Source organism: Caulobacter sp. 602-1 (assembly GCF_003931565.1).
Lineage (GTDB): Bacteria > Pseudomonadota > Alphaproteobacteria > Caulobacterales > Caulobacteraceae > Caulobacter.
The window spans coordinates 1-20881 of record NZ_RRYI01000005.1 but is presented as its reverse complement, the minus strand read 5'-3'; the positions used below and the strand labels follow the sequence as shown (position 1 = coordinate 20881).

Below are 20881 nucleotides of genomic sequence, written 5' to 3'. Positions count from 1 at the left end.
CAAAAGTGAGGGCGCCGGTATGACCCGACGCCCCGGAAGTTTGCGCAGGAGCGAGCTCAAAGAGCCGCAAACGAGACGGACCGACCACGACGCCGAACCGAAACGTGATGACACCGGTGTCACGGAAACCCGGAAAAGTGGCCAAGCCACTTAGCCACCGGTGTCATGGAGGAGATAACCAGAAACCGCGAAGGAGCGCAAGCGCCGTAAAAGCCGCGAACAAACAAGGTTAAGCGCTTGAAAAAATACGACTTCATGCGCTGGCGGCGCATCGGTCTCGCAAGCCCTTGGTCCGACCTGGTTCAGCCCGTATTGCGCAGACCCGCCGCGATGCCGGCCACGGTCAGCTGGATGGCCAGGCGCAGCTCCTCGTCGGTCTCCCCTGCCCGGCGGCGCGACAGTAGTTCCAGCTGCAGGTGGTTCAACGGATCCACCGAGCGGCTGGCCAGGGTCACCGACTCGGCCAGGTCCGGCTGGTTGTCGAGCAGGGCCGAACCGCCGCGGATCTCCAGGGCGATGCGCGTGGCCGCGTCGTGCTCGCGCTGGATGGTCGCGAAGATCCGCGCGGCGTTTTCCTTGTCCGGCGACAGGGCCATGTACCGAGCGGCGATGCCCATATGACTCTGGGCCAGGGCCAGCTCCATGTTCGACAGGAGCGAGGCGAAGAAGTCGAAACTTCCGGCAAGGTCGCGCAGTTGCTCGACCGACAGCTTGGCCCGCTCGACGCCCGAGGCGAAGCCGTACCAGCCGGGCAGCATGAAGCGGGCCTGTGACCAGGAGAACACCCACGGGATGGCCCGCAGATCCTCGATCTTGCGGCTGGCGGTGCGGCTGGCCGGGCGGCTGCCGATGTTGAGGCCCACGATCTCGCTGATCGGGGTGACCGACCAGAAGAAGTCCTCGAACGCCGGATCGTCGTACACCAGGGCCCGGAAGCCATGGAAAGAGGCCTCGGCCAGGGCGGTCATGGCCGCCTCGACCTTGGGGTCGGGCTTGTGGACGGGGCGCTCGCTGGACATCAGCACGGCGGCGGCCAGGCCATCGAGGTTGCGCCGGGCGGTGGGCTGGTCGCCGAAGCGGCGGGCGATCATCTCGCCCTGCTCGGTCATCCGGATGCGGCCCTGCACGGTGCCGGCCGGCTGGGCCAGCACCGCCTCGGCGGCCGGTCCGCCGCCCCGTCCGACGCTGCCGCCCCGGCCATGGAACAGCTGCAGGCCCACGCCCATCCGGTCGGCCTCGAACGCCAGGGCCGAGGCGCCCCGCGCCACGCCGCGCCGGCTGGCGACGTACCCGCCGTCCTTGTTGCTGTCGGAGTAGCCGAGCATGATCTCCTGCACCGGCCGGTCGCCCAGGATGGTGCGGCTCAACGGCAGCTCCAGCCACTGGCGCAGCACGGCCGGGCCGTTCTCCAGGTCGCCGATGGTCTCGAACAGCGGCGCGACCTTGACCGAGGCGCGCGGCGCGGCGCCGCCCCAGACCAGGCCGACCTGCTTGAGCAGAACGAGCGGCTCGAGGATGTCGGACAGGGTCGCCGACTTCGAAATGATGTACGCCCCGAGGCAGCCATGGCCGTAGTCGCGCACCGCCTGGGCGGCGGCCCGCATGGTGGCCAGCTCCTTGGTCGTCTCCTCGCCATAGGCGGTGAACGGCGAGACCAGCGGCCGCTGGTGCGACAGCTCCTCGATCAGGACCTTGCAGCGGGCCTCCTCGTCGAGCTTGAGGTAGGCCACGCCCGTGCCGGCCCGCTTGAACAGCTCGTCGACCGTCCGCTCGTGAACGTCGGCGTTCTGGCGTAGGTCCAGGCTCATCAGGTGGAAGCCGCAGGCCCTGGCCACCTCGACGAGGGTCCGCAGGGCCGAGCCGACCAGGCGCTCGCCGCCATTGCGCTCCAGGCTGTCGATAATGACGGTCAGGTCCGCGACGAAGGCGTCCGGATGGCCGTAGGGCTCGACGTCGGTCGCGCCGGTGGCGTAGGCGACGGGCGCGCCGGTCAGCTTCTGCGACACGGCCGTCAGGCGATCGAAGATCAGCTCCAGAGCCAGGCGATAGGGCTCGTCCAGCCGGTGGATCGACGGATCGCGGGTCTGGGCGGCCAGGGCCAGCAGCTCGTTCGACACCGGCGTGTAGGCGGTCGAGACGGCGAGGTTGGACCACAGCTTGCGCACCTCGCCGGCGTACCAGTCGAGGATCACGCGGGACTGAGAGGCGAAGGCCAGCTTCAGGGTTTCGCCATTGACGCCGGGGTGACCGTCGCGGTCGCCGCCCAGCCACGACCCCATCTTCAGCAGCGGCGCCATATGGCCATGCGAGCCGATCTTGTGCGTCCAGTCGCCATAGAGCTCGATCATCGCCGGCAGGATCGAGGTGCGGACGATCGACAGGGCGTTGCGGATCTCGTCCTTCACGGTGATCCGCTCGGGACGGTAGAGGCGGGTCCGCCACATCAGGGCGATCTCGCGGAACAGGCTCTCGCGGATCTCGGCGTCGAGGTCCGCCGGCAGGTGGTGGCGGCGCAGGGCCATCAGGCGCGAGATCTCGGTCTCGCGATCGACCATGCTGCGGCGACGAACCTCCGTGGGGTGGGCGGTCAGCACCGGCACCACGTTCATGGCGGCGAAGACCCTGGCCAGCTCGGCGTCGGTCTTGCCGCGCCCCTTCAGGATCTTCACGGCGTCGATCAGGGTCCGCGGCCGCTCGTCGCCCGGCTGAGCCTCGGCCTCGGCGTGGCGGCGGCGTCCGGCGACGTCCTCGCCGATATTGGCCAGCAGCGAGTGACTGGCGAAGGCGCGAGCCAGGAACACGGCCTGGTCGTTGGTGAGGTCGGCGAACAGGTGATCGAGGACCGGCGCATCGCCGGTGGCCTCGTCCTCGCGGGAGGCGGCTTTGCGGGCCTTGGCCACCAGGGCCGCGGCCTCCTCGCCCTCGAGATAGGTGATCGCCTCGATCAGGAGGTCGCTCAGCAGATTGGCGTTCTGGCGAACGTGACGGCTGGTGGGGCGGTCGGCGTCGATCGACAGGGCCGGATTGCGCATGCGCGAACTCCAGGATCGGCCGGAGCCGTTCGGGACGGGAATGGATCACGAGAAAGCGTCAGCGACGCGGGATCGATCCCGGGCGCTGACGTTACGGCGCCCTCTAGCGCGCTTCACCGGGCGGGAAAACCCGCCCGGCACAATGGTTGCGCTACCATGATATTTTTGCGTGGATTTGTTTCGTCAGCGCGCCAGCCAGCCACCATCCACGGGCAAGGTAATGCCCTGGACGTAGTCCGCCGCCGACGAGGCCAGGAACACCGCGGCGCCGCCGATGTCTTCCGGACGGCCCCAGCGCCCGGCCGGGATGCGGGCCAGGATCGCGGCGTTGCGGTCCTGGTCGGCGCGCAAAGCCTCGGTGTTGTTGGTGTCGAAATAGCCCGGGGCGATGGCGTTGACGTTGATCCCCTTGGTCGCCCACTCGTTGGCCAGGATCTTGGTCAGGCCGGCCAGGCCCGACTTGGCTGCGGTATAGGACGGCACGCGGATGCCGCCCTGGAACGAGAGCAGGGAGGCGATATTGATCACCTTCGCGGTCACACCGTTCACGGGCCCCTGCTTCAGGGCCTGCTTGGCGAAGGCCTGGGTCAGGAAGAAGACCACCTTCAGATTGGTGTCCATCACCGCATCCCAGTCGGCTTCCGAGAACTCGATCGAGTCGGCGCGACGGATGATGCCGGCGTTGTTGACCAGGATGTCGATCTTGCCGAACGCTGCCACGGTCTCGTCGACCACGCGCTGGACGGGTTCGGTGGAGCCGAAGTCGGCCTTGATCGATAGGAACTTGCGCCCCAGGGCCTCGACGGCCTTCTGGGTGTCGGTCGGCGCGCTGCGGCCCGCGGCGGCGATGTCCGCGCCAGCGGCGGCCAGGGCGATGGCGATCCCCTGCCCGATCCCGGTGTTGGCGCCGGTGACGAGCGCGACCTTGCCTTCAAGGCTGAACGGATTGGCCATGTCGAGTTCCTGTTCAAAAATCTTGTCATCCCGGAAGCCTCCAAGAGGCTGTCCGGGACCCAGGGGCCGGCGCACTGCCAGTGGCCCCTGGGTCCCGGGTCTACGCTTCGCTCCGCCCGGGATGACAAGCTAAGAGCGGGTGACCTCGCGGTCCTACTTCAGCTGGCAGATGTCCAGCACGTTCATGTCGGTGTAGTCGAGGTTCTCGCCGCCCATCGCCCAGATGAAGGTGTAGTTGGCGGTGCCCGAACCCATGTGGATCGACCACGGCGGGCTCATCACAGCCTCTTCGTTGGCGATCACGATGTGACGCATCTCGTCAGGCTCGCCCATGTAGTGGAAGACCCGGTCGTTCTCGCCCAGGCCGAAGTAGAAATAGGCTTCCGAACGGCGGTCGTGCAGGTGGGGCGGCATGGTATTCCAGACGCTGCCCGGCTTCAACACGGTCATGCCCAGCAGCAGCTGGGCCGACTTGCAGGTGGTCGGCACGATGTACTGGTAGATCGTGCGCTCGTTGCTGGTCTCCAGCGCGCCGCGCTCCAGGGCGACGGCGTCGGCGAAGGCCAGCTTCTTGGTCTCGAACGCGGCGTGGGCCGGCAGGCTGACCAGGTAGAAGCGCGCGGCCTCGCCGTTCACGCCTTCGAAGGTCACGTCCTTGGCGCCCATGGTGACATACAGGCCATCACGCGGAACGATCTCGTAGACGACGCCGTCGACGGTGATCTTGCCGGTGGTCTCGCCGACATTGATCACGCCCAGCTCGCGGCGCTCCAGGAACGGGTGGCCAGCGGCCGAGGCAGGCTCGGTCTGGTCGGGCAGCTTGATGGCCGAGGTGGCCACGACGCCGCCGACGACGAAGCGTTCGGCGTGGTTGTAGGTCAGGACGATCTGGCCGTCCTGGAACAGGTCCTGCATCAGGTAGCGGTCGCGCAGGTCGTCGTTGCTGACCGCGAACATCATGTCCGGATGGGTGGCGTGGTAGGTCTTGGCGAACATCGGGAAGTCTCCGGAAGGGTGTTCTTATTCGGCGGCGGCGCGCAGCGTCGCGGGACGGGCCCAGTCGGGGCGCTGATCGAGTTTGTAGGCCTTCTTGGGCAGGTTGTAGGTCAGGTCGACGATCAGCGCCTCGGCCTCGCAGAGGTCCATGCGGTGCTCGGCGACCATGCGGGCCAGGAAGGCGCTGTCGACGCGGCGGGCCACGTCGTGGCGCGCCGGAATCGACAGGAAGGCGCGGGTGTCGTCGTTGAAGCCGACAGTGTTGTAGAAGCCGGCGGTCTCGGTGACCTGCTCGCGGAAACGCATCATGCCTTCCGGGCTGTCGTGGAACCACCAGGACGGACCCAGCTTCAGCACCGGATAGTGACCGGCGAGCGGGGCCAGTTCGCGGCTGTAGGTCGTCTCGTCCAGCGTGAAGAGGATGATCGACAGGCGCGGATCATTGCCCAGACGGCCAAGCAGCGGCTTCAGCGCCGAGACATACTCGGTGCGCATCGGGATGTCGGCGCCCTTGTCGCGACCGTGGGAGGCTAAGAGGCTGGCGTTGTGATTGCGATGCGAGCCAGGATGGATCTGCATGACCAGACCGTCGTCCAGGCTCATCTTGGCCATTTCGGTCAGCATCTGGGCGCGGAACAGCTCGGCCTTCTCGGGCGTGACGTCGCCCTTCACCAGGCTTTGGAACAGGGCCTCAGCCTCGGCGTCCGACAGGTCGGCGGTGGCGGCCGTCGGGTGGCCGTGGTCGGACGAGGTGGCGCCGGCTTCGATGAAGGCCTGGCGGCGCAGGCGATGCGCTTCCAGATAGCTCTTCCAGCTGTAGACGTCCTGACCCGAGGTCTCGGCGAAGCGCTCGAAAGCGCGCGGGCTGCGCTCGTCCTCGAAGTCGATGACCGCGTCGGGACGGTAGGCGGTGATGACGTGACCGCCCCACCCGCTCTCACGAATGGCCGCGTGATGCTTCAGGCTCTCGTGCGGACCTTCGGTGGTGGCCAGGGTCTCGATGTTGAAACGGTCGAACAGAGCGCGCGGACGGAAGGCGTCCGTCGCCAGGGCTTCGTTGATGCGATCGAAATAGTCGTCGGCGTTCGAGGTCTCGAGGAACTCGGTGAAGCCGAACACCTTGGAGAACACGTGGTTCAGCCAGATCCACGACGGCGTGCCGCGGAACAGGTGGAAGTTCGACGCGAACAGCTTCCACGCCGCGCGTGGGTCGGTGTCCGGGACGCCGGCCTTGGAACGCACCTTCAGGTCATCCAGGCTGACGCCCTGGCTGTAGAGCATCCGATAGAGATAGTGGTCCGGCGCCAGCAACAGGTCGGTGGCGTCCTGGAAGGGCGCGTTGGTGGCGAACCACGACGGATCGGTGTGACCGTGCGGACTGATGATCGGCAGATCCTTGACCAGCGCGTACAGGCCGCGCGCGTAGGACCGCGTCGTCGCGTCCGACGGGAAGAGCCGATCTTCGTGGAAATTCAGAGGCCTGGGCATGGCTTGGCGTGTGCTCCCTGCTTCACTAAGCGCTTCTTGGCCGGCGGCTTCGCGGATGGCCGCTTAGGCCCGCTTGGTAACCGGTGTCATGATTGGATGCAACCCAACGGCGGTTGCGAATCCTCAGGCCGGGACCGGGCCGGAGGACTCGCGCACCACCAGGGTCGGTTCGGTCTTGGTCATATCCCGCGGTTCGCGTCGCTCGACGCCGATCAGCTTCTCGGCGGCCATGCGGCCGATCTCGCGAGTCGGCGTGCGGATCGTGGTCAGAGGCGGCCAGACCGCCTGGGCGATCTGGAAGTCGTCGAAGCCCACCACGCTCAAGTCGGCGGGCACGGAAAGACCGGCCTTGCGCGCCGATTGCAGGACGCCAGCGGCCATTTCGTCATTGCCGCAGAAGATGGCGGTCGGACGCGGGGTGCGGGCCAAGAGGATGTCGCCACACGCCACGCCGGACTCGAAGGTATAGGCGCCCTGGACGATATCGCCTTCGCCCAGTTTCAGGCCCGCCTCGGCGAGACCGTCCTCGAAGCCCCCTCGCCGCTCGTGCGAGGAACGGAAGGTGTCCGGCCCCGAAATAAAGGCGATGGTCCTGTGGCCCAGGCCCACGATGTGCCGGGCGGCCTCCGCGGCGCCCATGCGGTCGTGACCGACGATCATGTGCTCGGGCTTGTCCAGCTCGACCGAGGCGATGCGGATGTAGGCGCAGCCGATCTCGTTCAGCAGCTTGGCGACGCGCTCGTCCTCGGACACGGACGGCGGCAGCACGACGCCGAAAAGTTTCTGGCGCTCCACGAAGGCCCGGATGTCGGTCAGAAAGGTCGGGCTGGCGCGGTCGCAGGGATGGACGACCAGCTCGAAGCCCGAGCCGCGCATGCCGTCCAGCAGGCCAAGCTGCATGTTCACGACGTACTGCGGGTTGGGGTTGTCGTAGATCATGCCGATCAGGAACGAGCGGCGAAACGCAAGGCCCCGGGCCTGGGGATCGGGCGCGTAGCCCCACTCGGCGATCACCGCCTCGATGCGCTCGCGGGTCTCGTCGCGGACGAAGGGAGACTGGTTGATGACGCGTGAAACGGTCTTCTTGGACACCCCGGCGAGCCTGGCAATGTCGTTGATCGTGGCCCGCTTGCGGCCGCCTTCGACGCCACTCCCCCCCTCCATAGAGGCTTCCGGGGACGAGGAAGGCGTCTTTGAAGAGTTCACGGCGTTTCCAAGCAGCTAAGCAGTGTCTTTTGTCATACTCTAGCCGCGCTGGCGTCGCCAACCTAGGACGAAACGTCTGCTTTTAGGGTGACTGACACCGGTTACCATGTCACTACGCACTGAAATTGACGACACGAAACTCGGCGGCGAAGACCAACCCATGACCGATACGACCTTGGCGCCTCGCGAATCGATTCACCCCGTCGACCCGCGCGACCACGTGGCCACGGCCCTGCGCGACCTCGCGGCCGGCGAGGTGCTGAACCTGCGGGGCCAAGCGATTACCGTCCGCAACGACATCCCCAAGGGCCACAAGATCGCCATTCGCGATGCCAGCGCTGGCGCCGATGTCCTGAAGTACGGCTGGCCGATCGGCCGGGCCACCGTCGACATCGCCGTCGGCGACCATGTCCACATCCACAATGTCGAGACTCGCCTGGAAGGCGTCGAGGGCTACAGCTTCGCCCCGACCGCGCCGGAGCCGCATGTCGAGCCCGCCGCGCGCACCTTCGACGGCTATCGCCGCAAGAACGGCCGGGCCGGCACGCGCAACGAGATCTGGGTGCTGTGCACCGTCGGCTGCGTGGCCAACACCGCCCGCCGTATCGCCGAAAAGGCCAATGCCCGCTTCGCCGGCCGCGTCGACGGAATCTACGCCTTCCCCCACCCGTTCGGCTGCTCGCAGCTGGGCGACGACCTGACCCACACCCGCAGCCTGATCGCGGGCCTGGCCGCCCATCCCAACGCCGGCGGCGTGCTGATCCTGGGCCTGGGCTGCGAGAACAACCAGCTGAAGGCCCTGCTGGAGAGCGCGCCGGATATCGACCGCGAGCGACTGCGCAGCTTCACGACCCAGATGGTCGAGGACGAGCTGGAGGACGGCCTGTCCGCCGTCGAAGCGCTGGTCGAGATCGCCGAACAGGACAAGCGCGAGCCGATCCCGGTCTCGGAGCTGGTCGTGGGCCTCAAGTGCGGCGGTTCGGACGGCTTCTCGGGCGTCACCGCCAACCCGCTGGTCGGCCGCATCGCCGATAAGGTCGCCGACGCGGGCGGCACGCCGGTGCTGACCGAGATCCCGGAGGTGTTCGGGGCCGAGAACGTGCTGCTGCAACGCGCCGCCAGCCGCGAGATCTTCGACCAGGCCGTCGGCGTGATCGACGACTTCAAGCGCTACTTCATCGACAACAAGCAGCCGATCTACGAAAATCCCTCCCCCGGCAACATCGCCGGCGGCATCACCACGCTCGAGGAAAAGTCCCTGGGCGCGGTTCAGAAGGGCGGCCGGGCCCAGTTGGTCGAGGTTCTGCGCTACGGCGAGCGCGTCGGTCCGCACGGCCTGACTCTGTTGGAGGCCCCCGGCAACGACGCGGTCTCGTCGACGGCCCTGACCGCCGCCGGCGCGACGGTCATCCTGTTCACCACCGGCCGCGGCACGCCGCTTGGCTTCCCCGCCCCAACCCTGAAGATCGCCTCCAACTCGGGCCTTGCCCAACGCAAGCCTGGCTGGATCGACTTCGACGCCGGCCAGGTGCTGGAGGGCGTCTCGATGGACGACGCGGCCGACCGGCTGATGGACCTCGTGGTCGACACCGCCTCGGGCAAGGCCACCAAGGCCGAGCTCAACGGCGAGCGCGAGATCGCCATCTGGAAGTCCGGCGTCACGCTTTAGTGGTCAAGCCAATTGCCACAGTTGTCAGACTACCGCATTTAACGCTCCGCTTCTTTTGCTCACCAACTCCAGGCTTGCTCCCGTGACGGCTTCTCCCGCGACCACCCCCGCCCTGCGTCTGAGCGCGACCAGCTATCCCGGCGCTATCCCGGGCACGGCCCTGCCTGCCTATGACCGCGATAAGGTGCAGGTCGGCGTCGTCCACTTCGGTCCCGGCGCCTTCCATCGCGCTCACCAGGCCTTCTATTTCGACCAGTTGCTGGCCAGCGATCCGCGCTGGGGCATCTGCGCGGTTTCGCTGAAGAGCCCCGGCGTCCGCGACGCCCTGCAACCGCAGGACGGCCTCTACACCCTGGCCCAGCTGGACGCCGAAACCACCTTCCGCATCGTCGGTTCGATCGTCGAGGTTCTGGTCGCGCCCGAGGATCCGCCATCGGTCTTCGCCCGCCTCGCCGCGCCGACCACCCGCCTCGTCACCCTGACCGTCACCGAGAAGGGCTACACCCTGTCGGCCGAGGGCGGGCTGGACGAGAAACATCCGGACATCGTTCACGACCTGGCCAATCCGCGCGAACCGAAGAGCGCCGTCGGCTACATCGTCGAGGGCCTGCGCCGCCGCTTCTCCGCGGGCCTCGCGCCCTACGCCGTCGTCGCCTGCGACAACCTCGCCGACAACGGCTGGCGCCTGAAGGCGGCGGTCGTCGCCTTCGCCGCCAAGATCGACGCCGATCTGGCGGCCTGGATCGAGGCCGAGGGCAGCTTTCCGCGCACCATGGTCGACAGCATCACCCCGGCCACCGACGACGCCCTGCGGGTCCGCGTCCAGGAGGCCACCGGCCTGGAGGACGCCTGGCCGATCCAGCGCGAAGCCTTCACCCAGTGGGTCGTCGAGGACGTGCTGCCGGCCGAGGCGCCGGATCTGGCCAGCGTCGGGGTTATCCTGACCGACGATGTCCGCGGCTTCGAGCGCGCCAAGCTGCGCCTGCTGAACGGCGTCCACTCGACCCTGGCCTATGCCGGCATCCTGCGCGGACACGAGACGGTGTTCGAGGCCGTCAGCGATCCGACGCTGGAAGCCCTGGCCCGCGACCTGATGGCCAAGGACATCATCCCGACCCTGAAGGCGCCGCGCGGCCTGGATCTCGCCGACTACGCCGAGGCGATCCTGGCCCGCTTCCGCAATCCCGAGATCCGCCACTACCTGGCGCAGATCGCCTGGGACGGTTCGGCCAAGCTCCCCTTCCGTATCCTCGGCACCTTGACGGAAACCCTGGAGGCTGGCCGCTCGATCGAGCGCCTGGCGATCCCGCTGGCGGCCTGGATGCGCTTCATCGCCCTGCGCGCCAAGACCGGCGAGGCGATCACCGACCCGCTGGCCGACAAGCTGACCGAGATCGGCGTGGCCGTCACCGGTGACGCCAAGACAGACGTGGCGGCCTTCATGACCCTGGACACGGTGTTCCCGGCGGCTCTGGCCTCGAACCCGACCTTCATCGCGGCGATCGAGAAGGCCTATACGGACCTCGCCTGACCTAGCGGGTCACGCCCTTGGCGGTCAGCACCGGCACGACGGTGCTGACCATGATCTCCAGGTCGAACAAGAATGAGCGCCGGGCCAGGTACTCGGCGTCCAGCGCCACCTTGTCCGAAATGGCCAGTTCGTCGCGGCCATTGATCTGCGCCCAACCGGTGACGCCGGGCCGCAGGACGTCGACGCCAGCGGCCCGACGGGCGGCGATCAGGTCGTCCTGATTGAACAGCGCCGGGCGGGGTCCGACCAGGCTCATGTGGCCGACAAGCACGCTCCACAGCTGCGGCAGCTCGTCCAGGCTGAGCTTGCGCATCATCGGACCCAACGGCGTCAGCCAGCGGTCGGGATCCTCCAGCAGGTGCGTGGCGACCTCGGGGGTGTCGATCCGCATGGTCCGGAACTTGGGCATCGGAAACAGCGTCGAACCCTTGCCCACCCGCCGCGACCAGTAGAGCCCAGGGCCCGGCGAGGTCAGGCGCACCAGCAGCCACAGCAGGGCGAGCGGCAGAGCCAGCACGATCAGGCCGATCGCCGCCGCCAGGAAATCGAACGCGCGCTTCACGAGATCCTAGCCGAGATCGCCGCTCGCCGCGTCGAGCAGGAGATAGGCTCGCCCCGCGTCCGATGACAGCAGGGCCGCCAACAGGAAGCCCTCGCGGTCCTGGCCCGCCGCCTCGTCGATCATGCCGGAGTAGCGCTTCAGGAAACGCTCGGTATTGGCCTTCAGCGTCGCGTCGGAGAACAGGCGGCGCACCAGGCGGCGGATGGCGGCCGGCGCCAGGCGCTTGACCACCTCGCGGGCCCCGACGTCGTCGCGGGTCTGCAGGGCGGCGGCGATCTCGTCTATCCGGCCGCGCGGCAGAAGGGCGTGCGGGTCGATGCCCATGGCCGTGATCTCGGCGGCCAGCTTCTCGCCCAGGCCGGCGTCGCCCGGCGAGCTGTTCTCGATGCCCGCCAGCAGGTTGCGCCAGCTCCAGCCCCCCTCGCCGTCCGGGTCGGACGCCGGCTGGGGCGGCGTCTGCTTGCGGGCCGAGGCCTGCTCGAACACCGAGCGGAACTCCTGGTCGGTCGCCGTCGGCGTCAGGCGCAGACGGCGGCGGTCGGTCGGCGGCTCCTCGTCCTCGTCGTCGAATACGGCCATCGGCAGCGGTTCGGGCTGCACCGACGGGGGCGGCGGAGCGGCCGGACGCGGCCGGCTCAGCGGCGCCTGCGCCGAGGTCGAGCGGGCGGCCATGGTCGAGGCGCTGGATGCGGTGACGGCCCCGGCCGCCTCGCTCAGCATCTCGTAGTTGCGACGGACGCGCTCCTGGAAGGCCTGGTCGATCGCGGCCGTTTCCTCGGCGGTGCGCCGGACGGCGTTCATCAGTTGCTCGACGCCCTGCTCGATGGACACCCGGACCTCGGCGGCCTTCTGCAGCGCCTCGGCCGGCAGGTCGGCGGTGCGCTTGCCGATCTCGGCCAGCATCGCCTCCAGTTCGTCCAGCGTGCCGCGCGCGGCCTGAACCGAGTCGGCCAGCTTCTGCGAGGTGCGGGCCCCGGCCTGCTCGACCATCTGGGCCGAGTGCTCGATGATGTCGCGCGCCTCTTCCATGCGGGACTCGAACACCGCGTCGGCCTTCTGACCTGCGGCGAAGGCGATCTCGTTCAGCTGGTCGACACGGCTGCGGGCGGCTTCGACCCGGGCCTCGACGCCCTCGGCCGCCTTCAGCGCCGACTCGGCCATGGCTTCCATCGCCGCCTTCAACTCGTCTTCCAGCAAGGTGCGCTGGTTCTCGGCGACGTCGCCGATCGTCTCGAGCGTCTTCTTGGCGTCCTCGGCCAGAGCCTCGCGCTGGGTGGTCGCGCCCTCGGCCATTTCGCGGAACTGGTCGGCGGCCGCGCTGATCAGGCCGCGCAGGATCTCCGCGCCCATGGCGGCCGTATCCGACAGCTCGGTGGCGCCGACGCGGGTATAGGCGACGAACTCGGTGAGCTGGGCAGTGCGGGTCTCGGCCTCGGCTGCGAAGTCCTCCTGCTCAGAGCGCAGGGCCTGGCTGATCTCGACCAGGGCGGCGCGCTGAGCGGCCAGGCTCTTTTCGACGGACGAGACCTGATCGCCGACGCCGTGGCCAGCGGTTTCCAGGCGGGCGATCTGGCGCGACAGGTCCTCGGCCCCGACACGGGCGGCGTCCGAGGCTTCGGCCGCTGCGGCGGCCAGATCGGCGGCGCGGGCGGCGAGAGCCGCCTCGGCCTCGCGGAGCTGGGTCTCAGCCAGGTCGGAAGCCTCGGCCACCATGCGGGCCTGGCTGCCGATCGCGTCAACCACCGCCGTGGAGCGAGCGTCCAGCGACTGCGACAGGGTCTCCATGGCGGTGCGCTCATGGCTCAGGCCCTGGGCTAGCTGGCTGGCCATCTTGGCGGACTCTGCGGCGGCCTCCGCCAGACGCCCGGTCTCCTCGGCCAGCGCCTGACGCAGCGAGACGATGTGCTCGCGAGCCCGCTGGGCGGCGTTGGCGGCGTCATCGACGCCCTGGCGCATGGCCTCGACGGCGCTGGACGCGCCGACGGCGGCCAGGGCGGCCGGGGTGACGATGCGGTCGGTCAGGGTCCGGGTTCGGCGCAGTTCGTCGGCGATGCCAGTGGCCTGGCGCAGCAGATAGGCGCCCAACAGAGTCAACAGAGCCGGACCGAGGGCCAGACCCGCGAACACCGTCAGGGCGAAACCCTCGACCTTGAAGGCCGGCACGCCACGGGCATAGCCCAGGGCGAAGGCGATCGGCGCCAGGGCCCACAGGAAGGCGATGGCGGTGGCCAGGGTCCAGAACAGAACGCCGGACATGCGGCGCGGAACGTCCTCGGTCCGTAGCGGGACAGTCGTTTCGGGTCCGCGCAGGTCCAGGGTAGGCTCGCGGCTCTCGGCCTTGGCCGGGGCGGCGCGTTCGGGCTCCACGGCTGGCGCCGGCGGCTGAGCGGTCGCGGTCAGCGAGGTGGCCAGTTTCAGCTCGGGTTCGGAGAAGCTCTCGACCGGCTCGGGATCGGGTTCCCGACGTCGGCGCGAGCGCACGGTCATCGGCGGCGGAACAGCCAGGTCATCGTTCAGGGTGTCCTGCAGGCTCAAGGGTTCGGCGGTCGGAACGTCGCCTTTCGGCTCGGCGAAGGACGTCGTCCCAGGAACCTCCGGAGGGAGTTCAGGCGTGGTCTTGGTTTCCTCGGGAGGGGCATCCGTCGGCGTAGCGGAGAAATCGAGCGGTTGGCGCTTCTTAGGCTTCATACACAGCCAGGGTCCCAAGGCGTCGGCGAGGGGCGCAAGAGACAACCTTCGCGCGCCGGACCCCTCCTTCGCGTGTCACATGAACCTAACGGCGAAAAGCCTTGGCGAAAAGCGACTTCCGTTGTGTTCGCGGGTCTCGACGCCTTGCGCGGTCGTTCAAGCGTCGCGCGCCGTCGCCTCGACCGTTCCAGAAGACGCATTCACCGCTATCGGCGCGCCACGCGGAGAGCGGGCGACCGTCTTGGCCGAGGCGCTCTTGGCGTGCGGGCAAACGGCGTGCTCGACGCTCACCCCGAACTGGCAGAGCGCGAACGAAGACAGCCAGACGACCGCCACAGCCAGCATTTCCGTCAGAAAGCCCATAGCCCGTCCCTGGACCGATACCGGCGTTATGCTAGCGTTCTTGGACGGAGGCGAGTGAACTTTTGGTCATGAAGGTCGGCGCCGACCGGCCTTGGCCCCATGTCCGCTGACAGCGCCCCCAGAATTCCGGCGGTTGTCCGCAGCCTCGCCCGGGCCTAGGTCGCAAGGTGACGCAGCGCGCTCCTCGACGGATCCGCTGAGACGTTTTTCCTTTGCGGACCCTCGCCTTGGCCCTTACCCAATTCGCACCCGCCGCGTACCCGCCGGACTCCGCAATGACCGAAATCTCGCCGGCGCGCCTGACCCACCTCCAGCGCCTGGAGGCCGAGAGCATCCACATCCTGCGCGAGGTGGCGGCCGAGTGCGAACGGCCGGTCATGCTGTACTCGATCGGCAAGGACAGCGCGGTGATGCTGCACCTGGCCGCCAAGGCCTTCTATCCCAGCAAGCCGCCCTTTCCGCTGCTGCACGTCGATACGACCTGGAAGTTCCGGGACATGTACGCCCTGCGCGACAAGGTGGCGGCCGAACTGGGCTTTGACCTGATCGTCCACAAGAACCCCGACGCCGAGGCGCGCGGCGTCAATCCGTTCGACCATGGCAGCGCCCTGCACACGGATCTTTGGAAGACCGAGGGCCTCAAGCAGGCGCTTTCCAAGTACGGCTTCGACGCGGCTTTCGGCGGCGCTCGTCGCGACGAGGAGAAGAGCCGGGCCAAGGAACGGGTCTTCTCGTTCCGCACCGCCGAGCACCGGTGGGACCCGAAGAACCAGCGCCCCGAGCTTTGGAACCTCTACAACACCCGCAAACACCCGGGTGAAAGCCTGCGCGTCTTCCCGATCTCCAATTGGACCGAGCTGGACGTCTGGCAGTACATCCACCTAGAGAACATCCCGATCGTGCCGCTGTACTTCGCGGCCGAACGGCCGGTGGTCGAGCGCGACGGGGCCCTGATCATGGTCGACGACGACCGCTTCCGCCTGCGGGACGGCGAAGTCCCCCAGATGAAGAGCGTCCGCTTCCGCACCCTGGGCTGCTACCCGCTGACCGGCGCGGTCGAGAGCACCGCCGCCACCCTGCCCCAGGTCATCCAGGAGATGCTGCTGACCACGACCAGCGAGCGCCAGGGCCGGGTCATCGACCACGACCAGTCCGCCTCGATGGAGAAGAAGAAGCAGGAGGGCTACTTCTGATGGCGCACCAGTCCGCCCTGATCGCCGAGGACATCGACGCCTATCTGCACCAGCATCAGCACAAGTCGCTGCTGCGCTTCATCACCTGTGGCAGCGTCGACGACGGCAAGTCCACCCTGATCGGTCGCCTGCTGTACGACAGCAAGATGATCTTCGAGGACCAGCTTGCCGCTCTCGAAGCGGATTCCAAGAAGGTCGGCACCCAGGGCGGGGCGATCGACTTCGCCCTGCTGGTCGACGGCCTGGCCGCCGAGCGCGAGCAAGGCATCACCATCGACGTCGCCTACCGCTTCTTCTCGACCGAGAAGCGCAAGTTCATCGTCGCCGACACCCCCGGCCACGAGCAATATACCCGCAACATGGTCACCGGCGCCTCGACCGCCGACGCGGCCGTGATCCTGATCGACGCACGCAAGGGCGTGCTGACCCAGACGCGCCGCCACAGCTATCTCGTGTCCTTGCTCGGCATCCGCCACGTGGTGCTGGCGGTGAACAAGATGGACCTGGTCGGCTGGAACCCGGCCGTCTTCGACCGCATCGTCGCCGACTATCGCGCCTTCGCCGAACAGATCGGCCTGACGGTGTTCACCCCCATCCCGATCTCGGGCCTGGGCGGCGACAACATCGCCTCCGCCAGCGAACATACGCCCTGGTTCAAGGGGCCGATCCTGATGGACTGGCTTGAAGGCGTCGAGGTCGAGGACGATCTCCAGGCCAAGCCGTTCCGAATGCCGGTGCAGTGGGTCAACCGCCCGAACCTCGACTTCCGGGGCTTCTCGGGCCTGATCGCCTCGGGCGGCATCAAGCCGGGCGACCGCATCCGCGCCCTGCCCTCCGGTCGCGAGAGCCGGGTGGCGCGGATCGTCACCCTGCCTGGCGATCTCGACAAGGCCGTCGCCGGCCAGTCGGTGACCCTGACGCTGGAAGACGAGATCGACATCTCGCGCGGCGACGTCATCGCCGCCGCCGACGCGCCCGCCCCGGTCGCCAACCAGTTCGAGGCCACCGTCGTCTGGATGGACGACGAACCCCTGCCCCCGGGCCGCACCTATCTGCTGAAGCTGGGGGCGAGGACGGTCGGCGCCAGCGTCACCGACATCAAGCACCGGGTGAACGTCAACACGTTGGAGCATACGGCCGCCAAGCGCCTGGAGCTGAACGAGATCGGGCTCGTGAACCTCTCGCTCGACCAGGCCATCCCGTTCGAGGCCTATGCCGACAACCGCCAGATGGGCGGCTTCATCCTGGTCGACCGGCTGTCCAACCGCACCGTCGGCGCGGGGATGATCAACTTCGCCCTGCGGCGGGCCGACAACATCCACTGGCAGCACACCGACGTCACCAAGGCCTCGCGAGCGGCGCTGAAGAGCCAGCGCGGCCAGGTCGTCTGGCTGACGGGCCTGTCGGGCGCCGGCAAGTCGACGATCGCCAACCTCGTCGAGAAGCGTCTGCACGCCCTGGGTCGTCACACCTATCTGCTGGACGGCGACAATGTCCGCCACGGCCTCAACAAGGACCTCGGCTTCACCGAGGAGGACCGCGTCGAGAACATCCGCCGGGTGGCCGAGGTCGCCAAGCTGATGGTCGACGCCGGTCTGATCGTGCTGACCGCGTTCATCTCGCCGTTCCGGGCCGAGCGCCAGCTGGCGCGCGACATCCTGGAGCCGGGCGAGTTCATCGAGGTCTTCGTCGACACGCCCCTGGCCGTGGCCGAGGCGCGGGACGTGAAGGGCCTCTACAAGAAGGCCCGCTCGGGTCAGTTGAAGAACTTCACCGGCGTCGACAGTCCGTATGAGGCTCCGGAAGCGCCTGAACTGCGGATCGACACCACCGCGATCGATCCCGTGGAAGCGGCGGAACGGATCGTGGCCTGGCTGGAAGGCCAGGAGATCGACTACACGATCTGATGTCTCGAGCGGCGCGATAGCCATAGCGCGCCGCCCAGACCCAGCAGCGCCATGAGCGCGGTGGCGAGATAGCCATAGGGCCCCAGGTGGTCGAACAGCGGGCCCGAAGCCAAGGTCGCGATCCCCAAGGTGAAGCCGGACGACAGCGCCGAGTTGATCGCCTGGGCTGGCGACGCCGCCGACGCCGGGGCCAGTTTCTCGATCAGGCGCAGCGAGGCCAGGAACGAGGCGGCGAAGGTCAAGGCGTGCAGCATCTGCAGTGGGAACAAAGCCCATAGCGGCGGCTCGAAGGCATAGAGCGTCCACCGCAGCACGGCGGCGGACGCGCCCAGGATCAGGAACCGTTCCGGGCCCCAGCGGCGACGCAGCGGCTCCAGGAACCACATGAAGCCGACCTCGGCCGCGACGCCCACGCCCCACAGCACGCCGATCATCGGCTCGGAGATCCCCTGCTTGCGCCAGAGGATGGCCGAGAAGCCGTAGTAGAAGGCGTGCGCCCCCTGGATCAGGCCGGCCGTAACCACCGCCAGCACGAAGGTGCGGTTGCGCAGCAGCTCGGAGAGGCCTTTCCAGCGTTCGGATCGGTCGGGCTTGGCGCCTTCGGCGTGCACGCGTTCGGGCGGAACCAGCAGGGCGGCGGCCAGGGCCGCGATGAAGCAGGCCGAGGTGATCCAGATGGCGATGATGGTCGGCGCGGCGAAGGTCAGGATCGACCCCATGGCCAGGTTCGCCGCGATAAAGGCGCTGGAGCCCGTGCCGCGCGGGATCCCGTAGTTGAAGCCCTCGGTCCGCGCCCGGCGCAGGGTGATGATGTCGATCAGCGGCGAGACGGTCGACAGGAGGGTCTGACCGACGAACCAGGCCAGGATGAACCACCACAGGTTCGGAGCGGCCAGCAGGCCCGCATAACCCAGCCCCGCCCCGGCCAGCAGCAGCACCATCGGCGTGCGCCGCAGGGTGAAGCCGTCGGCCCACACGGCAAGCGAGGCGCCGGTGAAGGGCTTGAGCAGCAGCGGCACGGCCAGGATCAGCCCGATCTCGCCGCCGCTCATGCCGCGCGAGCGCAGATAGGTGCCGATATACGGCAGGCTGACGCCGGAGCTCAGAAAGATCGCGGCGTAGAACAGGCAGAGGCGGACGAGCGTCGGGAGCCTTGGCGCCTCCGTCTTGTCCGCCCCTCCGGTCATTCCACGAAGCTCGCCCTATTCCGCGCCGCCGAAGCGGGCTGTCCATTCGGCGATCTGCTCGTCCTCGATCTTCTTAAACAGCACGGCCGGCACGGTCACCGCCTGACCGACGGGCAGCTTGTCGAGCTCGGCCTTGGCGTCGTTCGAGGGCCATGCGGCCGGGTAGTCCAGCCCGAAGGCGTTGCCGATCGTCTCGGCGGCGAACGGGATGAACGGGGCCGAGAGCTTGGCGTAGAGGGCCACCAGGTTCAGGGCCGTGCGAACGATGACGGCGGCGCGGTCGCGATCGGTCTTGATCGCGGTCCACGGCGCGGCCTCCTGCAGGTACTCGTTGCCGACCACCCACAAGGCCCGCAACGCCTGGGCGCTCTTGCGGATCTCGATGGCGTCCATCTGCTCAGCCAGATCCGCCAGGCGCGCCGAGACATCGGCGAACAGTTTCTCTTCCAGGGGCCCCGGCTCGCCGCCCGCCGGCACCACGCCCTCGAACTTGCTCTCGTTGAACTTCAGGATGCGGTTGACGAAGTTGCCCAGCACGTCGGCCAGGTCGCGGTTCACAGCGCTGGCGAACTGCTCCCAGGTGAAGGCCGTGTCGCTGCTCTCCGGCGAATTGGCCGTCAGGTACCAGCGCCACAGGTCGGGCGGCAGGATCTCCAGGGCCGCGTCCATGAAAACGCCGCGCTTGTTGGAGGTCGAGAACTTGCCGCCGTACCAGTTCAGCCAATTGAAGGCCTTGAGCATGTCGACGCTCTTCCACGGCTCTTCGGAGCCCAGAATGGTCGCCGGGAAGCTGACCGTGTGGAACGCGACATTGTCCTTGCCCATGAACTGGACGTAGCGGACATCCTCGGCGCCCTCATCGGTGCGCCACCAGCACTTCCAGTCACGGTCGGGCGCGCCCTCGGCCCACTCTTGCGTGGCGGCGATGTACTCGATGGGGGCGTCGAACCAGACGTAGAAGACCTTGTCCTCGAAGCCCGGGCGCGGGATCCCGTCCTTGGCCACCGGGATGCCCCAGGCCAGGTCGCGGGTGATGCCGCGGTCGATCAGCCCCTCGTCCAGGTGCTTGTAGGCGATCGAGCGGGCCAGCGGCGGCCAGTCGGCGTGGCTGTCGACCCAGGCGCGGATCTTGTCGGCCATCTTAGTCTGCAGCAGGTAGAGGTGGCGGGTGTCGCGCACCTCGATGTTCCGCGAGCCGGAGATCACCGAGTACGGATTGATCAGGTCGGTGGGGTCCAGCAGGTTGCCGCAGTTGTCGCACTGGTCGCCGCGCGCCTTCTCGAACCCGCAGTGCGGGCACGTCCCCTCGACATAGCGGTCGGGCAGGAAGCGCTTGTCGTCGACCGAATAGACCATCTGGTCGACGCGTTCCTCGATCAGGCCGTGGTCTTCCAGCGCCTGGCAGAAATGCTGGGTCAGGCGATGGTTCTGCGGCGAGGACGAGCGGCCGAAATGATCCCACGACAGGCCGAAGGCGCGGCCCACATCGTGCTGCAGCACGTGCTGCTCGGCGCAGTAGGTGGCCACGTCCTGGCCGGCCGCGGTGGCCGCCAGCTCGGCCGGCGTGCCGTGTTCGTCGGTGGCGCAGATGTAGAGGGTCTCGTGGCCGCGGGCCCGCTGGAAGCGCGCATAGACGTCGGCCGGCAGCATCGACCCCGCCAGATTCCCCAGGTGCTTGATGCCGTTGATGTACGGCAGGGCCGAGGTGATCAGGATGCGAGCCATGCGGGCGCGGCCTTTCGGGCAAATCGACGAAGCAAAGAAGCGTCCGCATATAGAAGGCTCGGGCCAGAAGGGAAAGGTTTGCGGACAGCCCACACCTCCGCCGCTTCACGCGATCGCTCGCTGAAGGCGTGGAAAGGGACGCGGAGCGCCGGACAGCGTCCAGAGTTGGAAAATAGAAATACCGTTTCGACGAAGCCCGACGCTCCGCGCGATCGTTATCCGGAAGCGTGACGCCGTGATGCTGTTCGCACCCCGACACCCTCGAAGCCTCCGACGGGCGGGTCAGGCCGCGTGGCCCGATCCCGGATGCGGCTGTTTCCAGCCGCCTGTCGCCTCTTCGGCCCGACATCCCACGTCGTTTCTGTGTTCCAGGGCCGACC

General features: G+C 68.0%; 14 protein-coding genes. 4 read left to right on the top strand and 10 right to left on the bottom strand.

The genetic code is table 11. The annotated features are described in order from the left end of the window. Positions 1-302: 302 nt before the first annotated feature. From ppc to EIK80_RS15555, 5 genes are all read right to left on the bottom strand, one after another. Complete coding sequence (gene ppc, locus EIK80_RS15575; protein WP_125157943.1) at positions 303-3032, bottom strand: phosphoenolpyruvate carboxylase; 2730 nt, start codon at positions 3030-3032, stop codon at positions 303-305. 183 nt (positions 3033-3215) lie between these two features. Further along, positions 3216-3986 (bottom strand): 2-dehydro-3-deoxy-D-gluconate 5-dehydrogenase KduD, encoded by a 771-nt coding sequence (gene kduD / locus EIK80_RS15570; RefSeq protein WP_125157942.1) that lies wholly within the window; start codon positions 3984-3986, stop codon positions 3216-3218. Positions 3987-4139: 153 nt separating this feature from the next. Further along, entirely contained in the window at positions 4140-4982 is an 843-nt protein-coding gene (gene kduI, locus EIK80_RS15565) for a 5-dehydro-4-deoxy-D-glucuronate isomerase (RefSeq protein ID WP_125157941.1), read from the bottom strand. 24 nt (positions 4983-5006) lie between these two features. Then, the gene (gene uxaC / locus EIK80_RS15560; protein ID WP_125157940.1) at positions 5007-6470 is read right to left on the bottom strand and encodes a glucuronate isomerase; all 1464 of its coding nucleotides are present in this window, start codon (positions 6468-6470) and stop codon (positions 5007-5009) included. A 123-nt stretch (positions 6471-6593) separates the two neighbouring features. Further along, the gene (locus EIK80_RS15555; protein ID WP_125157939.1) at positions 6594-7676 is read right to left on the bottom strand and encodes a LacI family DNA-binding transcriptional regulator; all 1083 of its coding nucleotides are present in this window, start codon (positions 7674-7676) and stop codon (positions 6594-6596) included. Between the two features lie 160 nt (positions 7677-7836). Here EIK80_RS15555 and EIK80_RS15550 point away from each other — a divergent pair, with 160 nt between their 5' ends. Then, positions 7837-9345: a UxaA family hydrolase gene (locus tag EIK80_RS15550; protein WP_125157938.1), complete on the top strand. Its 1509-nt coding sequence runs from the start codon at positions 7837-7839 to the stop codon at positions 9343-9345. 82 nt (positions 9346-9427) lie between these two features. Further along, complete coding sequence (locus EIK80_RS15545; RefSeq protein ID WP_125157937.1) at positions 9428-10876, top strand: mannitol dehydrogenase family protein; 1449 nt, start codon at positions 9428-9430, stop codon at positions 10874-10876. 1 nt (position 10877) lies between these two features. Here EIK80_RS15545 and EIK80_RS15540 read toward each other — a convergent pair whose 3' ends face one another. From EIK80_RS15540 to EIK80_RS15530, 3 genes are all read right to left on the bottom strand, one after another. After that, positions 10878-11438 (bottom strand): sugar transferase, encoded by a 561-nt coding sequence (locus EIK80_RS15540; RefSeq protein WP_125157936.1) that lies wholly within the window; start codon positions 11436-11438, stop codon positions 10878-10880. Positions 11439-11444: 6 nt separating this feature from the next. Next, entirely contained in the window at positions 11445-14126 is a 2682-nt protein-coding gene (locus EIK80_RS15535; protein ID WP_125157935.1) for a polar localization protein TipN, read from the bottom strand. 156 nt (positions 14127-14282) lie between these two features. Continuing rightward, positions 14283-14489, bottom strand: a complete 207-nt coding sequence (locus tag EIK80_RS15530) for a hypothetical protein (protein WP_125157934.1) — start codon at positions 14487-14489, stop codon at positions 14283-14285. Positions 14490-14716: 227 nt separating this feature from the next. On the opposite strand from EIK80_RS15530, the gene cysD reads away from it, so the two are divergent. Together cysD and cysN are read left to right on the top strand one after the other, a co-directional pair. Next, positions 14717-15682 carry a sulfate adenylyltransferase subunit CysD gene (gene cysD, locus EIK80_RS15525; RefSeq protein ID WP_125157933.1) on the top strand — a complete coding sequence of 322 codons (966 nt, stop codon included), beginning with the start codon at positions 14717-14719 and terminating at the stop codon, positions 15680-15682. Beyond that, positions 15682-17589, top strand: a complete 1908-nt coding sequence (gene cysN, locus EIK80_RS15520; protein WP_125157932.1) for a sulfate adenylyltransferase subunit CysN — start codon at positions 15682-15684, stop codon at positions 17587-17589. The genes cysD and cysN overlap by 1 nt, the downstream gene beginning before the upstream one ends. Here cysN and EIK80_RS15515 read toward each other — a convergent pair. Next, positions 17577-18776, bottom strand: a complete 1200-nt coding sequence (locus EIK80_RS15515; RefSeq protein ID WP_125157931.1) for an MFS transporter — start codon at positions 18774-18776, stop codon at positions 17577-17579. The genes cysN and EIK80_RS15515 overlap by 13 nt on opposite strands. Positions 18777-18791: 15 nt before the next feature. Next, the gene (gene metG / locus EIK80_RS15510) at positions 18792-20501 is read right to left on the bottom strand and encodes a methionine--tRNA ligase (RefSeq protein ID WP_125157930.1); all 1710 of its coding nucleotides are present in this window, start codon (positions 20499-20501) and stop codon (positions 18792-18794) included. Between the last annotated feature and the right edge of the window lie 380 nt (positions 20502-20881).